General features: G+C 66.7%; 3 protein-coding genes. 2 read left to right on the top strand and 1 reads right to left on the bottom strand.

All coding sequences use genetic code 11. The features are described 5' to 3' along the window. Nucleotides 1-255 precede the first annotated feature (255 nt). Both IE98_RS49935 and IE98_RS0141375 read left to right on the top strand, forming a co-directional pair. Nucleotides 256-573: a hypothetical protein gene (locus tag IE98_RS49935; protein ID WP_159401264.1), complete on the top strand. Its 318-nt coding sequence runs from the start codon at nt 256-258 to the stop codon at nt 571-573. Between the two features lie 113 nt (nt 574-686). Further along, the gene (locus IE98_RS0141375; RefSeq protein WP_159401263.1) at nt 687-950 is read left to right on the top strand and encodes a hypothetical protein; all 264 of its coding nucleotides are present in this window, start codon (nt 687-689) and stop codon (nt 948-950) included. Nucleotides 951-1373: 423 nt separating this feature from the next. Here the strand turns inward: IE98_RS0141375 and IE98_RS44045 are convergent, their stop codons facing one another. Then, the gene (locus IE98_RS44045) at nt 1374-1979 is read right to left on the bottom strand and encodes a hypothetical protein (protein ID WP_052391627.1); all 606 of its coding nucleotides are present in this window, start codon (nt 1977-1979) and stop codon (nt 1374-1376) included. Between the last annotated feature and the right edge of the window lie 317 nt (nt 1980-2296).

The raw sequence follows: 2296 nt of genomic DNA, 5'->3' as shown, positions 1-2296 counted from the left end.
ATCGCCGTGAAGTTGAACACGCGGCCCCGGAAGACCCTCGACTTCGACACGCCGGCCGATAGGCTGGAGCCCCTGTTGCGCTGACGGGTTGAGTGCACCCTGTGAGGTTTCACGTATTCGTCGTCAGATGCTGTAGCTTGCCCCGACCCTGCCAACAGCCTCCCCGCCGGTCCTCATGGCCGATGGCACGACCCGCGCCATCGACTCCGTGCACACCGGTGACGGGTCCTCGCGTCCGACCCCGTCACCGGCCTGGTGGAGGCCCACGAGGTCACCGGCGCCATCGTCACGCCCGACGACGGCGACCATCGCGGCGGAGACGACTTCCACAGCAGCGGGTACACGCTTGATGAGATCGTGCAATTCGTGGACGGTCGCACGGGAGGCGGGAATCCGGCCACGGGGCGGCCGACAATTGCGGAGATCGAGACGACTCTGCGCCAGGCCGGACCTGAACGTCTTGGCAATCAGAGCCCCGCACGGTCCGACTGCAAGGGCGTGAGGGTGATCGTGAATTATGATATGCCGTGGAAGAGAACGGCCTACTATCCCGGATCGCTTGGAAAGCCCTGAACATCATGACGAATCCTGAACCGTCCTGAATGTCCGGGCGCCTGTCGCCCGGCGACCTCCACGCCCTCCACGCGGACCTCACACTCCCCAGCTCAGGCAGGTCCCTGTGGGGAGTGCGCGACTTGATCGCCGCTCTGATCATCCGCGACTTCGTCCAGGATGGGACGGGAGCTCTCGATGCCGCATTGAGGTCGCGCTTCGAAGTCCTCCTCTCGGAATCGGACAACCTGTTCACCTCCTTCACGGAGCCGGACGAACTCCTTCGCGTCGAAGGGATTGATGCCTGCGGTGGACAGGAGCGCGGATGGTGGTGGCAACGCATCCCCGTATCAAGCCCGGCGCGCGAGGAAGAAATCCTCCACAGCGATCTTCCTTAGTTGCCCGTGAATGAGCCTCATCGACAGAAGCCCTCCCCGATCTACATTCGGAGAGGGCTTCTGGCTGTCTCCGAAACCGACCATTGGACCCGCACGGTGCCCACCAGGTCCTCGTGATCAGCGCCTGCCGACTGCGGCTTCCCGCTCACGATGGACGGCAGCGGCGTCGGAGACGGCCTTACGCGCCGAGACCGGGCGGTTCAGCACGCGCTGGCGTCCCATGGGCGCAGTGCGGGGCGGTGAGGCACGAGCATCCCCGGGGCACGACCGGGCTTCGGCATCTCGATCCCGCCCCGGACTACCCGGCCCCGCGGTATGCCGGTGCCGGCGACCGGAACTCATGACTCGCGAGGAGCGTGGCCGTGCCCCGGCGCGATCGTGACGGCCGGCCTCGTCCTGTCGTGTGCCGCTGGTGGCAGGCCGTCAGTTCGACGGGCGGGACGCGCAGGCGGTGATCCGCTGCGCCAGGTTCTCGTAGACGACGGGCTCACCGCACATTCTCCGTACGGCCGCCAGTCCGAGGCTGGCTTGTCCGGTGGCTTTCACGGCGGTGCAGGGGGCGACGTGAAAGTGCCACTGCCCGATGTCGAGGGGGTCGTAGTCGGCGTGGGTGCGCGCGGTGTGGAGGGCAAAGACGTACACGTCGGCGTTGTACGACTGATCGGGAGAGGTGCCGGCTTCAGGAGTCCAGGTGCGTCCGCGCAGCCGGGAGAAGCGGATGTCCGACAACCGGGCCTGTCCCCATACCTGGAGGTAGGCGCTCGTCTTGACTTCGATCCTGAGGCCGGAGGGCGCGAGGACGTCGAAGCTCTCCCATTCCGTGTTGCGGTCCACCGCGCCGACGGCGCGGTGGACCAGGAACTCGGCGAGCAGGCCCCGGGTCGTGTTGGTCCGCAGATCGGGCATGGCGTAGCGCCAGAAGTCGAGCACCGATCCGGCGTCCGTACCCCGGAAGGTCTCGTCGCCCTCGAGCGGGATCAGCGCGGACGGGGTGTGCCAGTCGGCGGGGACGGTGGAGTCGGAAGACATCCGGCCAGCGTGGCATACCGGGACGGTTCGGTCGGACTGCCGCTCGATGCCCGTACGTGGATGACGAGTTCTCTTCGAAGTCGGCCTGCCGGGCATCACCGACGACGACTCGCCATCCACTCGGACACCTGGAGCACAGGCAGTCCGCACAGAGGGAGGGGCCACCCAGATGGAACGCCCCGTCAGGACCCGTCCAACAGCCGCCGGCCGGACAAGCTTCCTTACCTTCGTGCGTGGGTTCGGTCCGGTCATTCGTACGATCGGGAGACCCAGGGGCGCCGGGTGTGGCTCAAAAAGCTCATGCCGTTCGTGTGGCT

Source organism: Streptomyces sp. NRRL B-24484 (assembly GCF_000717715.1).
GTDB lineage: Bacteria > Actinomycetota > Actinomycetes > Streptomycetales > Streptomycetaceae > Kitasatospora.
This window is presented reverse-complemented; position numbering and strand designations above follow the sequence as displayed.